Source organism: Dactylosporangium cerinum (genome assembly GCF_042653625.1).
GTDB lineage: Bacteria > Actinomycetota > Actinomycetes > Mycobacteriales > Micromonosporaceae > Dactylosporangium > Dactylosporangium cerinum.
Window position 1 is genome coordinate 1 of record NZ_JBHSIU010000152.1, and the last position, 533, is coordinate 533.

The window sequence follows — 533 nt, forward strand, 5'->3', positions numbered from 1 at the left end:
GGTGTGCGGCGAGGCCGCCGACGCCCCGGGACTGCTGCGGCTCGTCGCGCTCGAACAGCCCGACGTCGCCATCGTCGACATCCGTATGCCCCCGACCCACCGCGACGAGGGTCTGGTCGCGGCCCGGGAGATCCGCGCCCGTCATCCGGGCACAGCGGTACTGGTGCTCAGCCAGTACGTCGCGTCGCGGTATGCCGCACGACTGCTGGAGGATCAGCCGACCGGCCTGGGCTACCTGCTGAAGGAGCGGGTGTCCGACGTCGCCGTGCTGGTGGACGCCGTCCAGCGGGTCGCCGGTGGCGGGTGTGTGATCGACCCGGCGATCGTGCAACGCCTGCTTGACGGCGCGCAGCCGTCGTCCGCCGCGGCCGGGCTCACCGGCCGGGAACGCGACGTGCTCGCGCTGATGGCCGAGGGCTGCTCGAACGCGGCAATCGCCCAGCGGCTGCACATCCGGGAGCGCACGGTCGAGGCCGTGTGCGCCCAGATCTTCACCAAACTCGGCATGCCCCCGGACCCGGACGTCAACCGGC

1 protein-coding gene is annotated in these 533 nt (G+C 72.6%); it reads left to right on the top strand.

Features of this window, described 5'->3' with window-relative positions; genetic code table 11:
• A partial coding sequence (locus ACFPIJ_RS64460; protein WP_380129458.1) for a LuxR C-terminal-related transcriptional regulator occupies positions 1 to 533 on the top strand: 533 nt, incomplete at both ends.